We start from the raw sequence: 618 nt of genomic DNA on the forward strand, positions 1-618 counted from the left end.
ATGCTCTCGCTGGCGGTGCTGCTGGCGATCGGCCTGGCCTGCCTGGCCGCACCGCTCTACGCCCGCTACCTGGCGCACACCGATCCGTTCACCTCCAACGTCGCCGGCACGCTGCTGCTGGACGGGCGGCAGGTCGACATCATGCAGCCCAACGACAACCCGCTGCATCTGGGCCTGTCGCCGATCGGCCCGACCTGGCGCATGTCGGCCGACCTGCTGGGGGCCGACAGCCAGGGGCGCGACGTGGCCGCGCGGCTGCTCTATGGCGGACGCAATTCGCTGCTGATCTCCCTCTGCGCCGCCATGCTGTGCATCGGGCTGGCGGCGGCGGTGGGCATCGTCGCGGGCTATGCCGGCGGGGTGGTCGATGCGGTGCTGTCGCGCCTGATGGACATCATGTGGGCGGTGCCGGTCTATCTGTTCGCCATCTCGCTCTCCATCGTCACCGTCAGCCAGGGGCTGCGCCTGGGGCCGGTGACGATCGCCAGCGACAACGTGCTGATTCCCATCTGCATCATCGCGCTGGTCTACGTGCCCTATGTCGCGCGGCCGGTGCGCGGGCGGGTGATGGCGCTGCGCCGCGCGGAATTCGTGACCGCCGCGCGGGGGCTGGGGGTG

At 70.7% G+C, this 618-nt stretch carries 1 protein-coding gene; it reads left to right on the forward strand.

The features are described from left to right. Positions 1 to 618: ABC transporter permease (locus HUK84_RS21930; RefSeq protein WP_176642010.1), on the forward strand; the 618-nt coding region annotated here is incomplete at both ends.

Source organism: Nguyenibacter vanlangensis, assembly GCF_013376155.1.
Lineage (GTDB): Bacteria > Pseudomonadota > Alphaproteobacteria > Acetobacterales > Acetobacteraceae > Gluconacetobacter > Gluconacetobacter vanlangensis.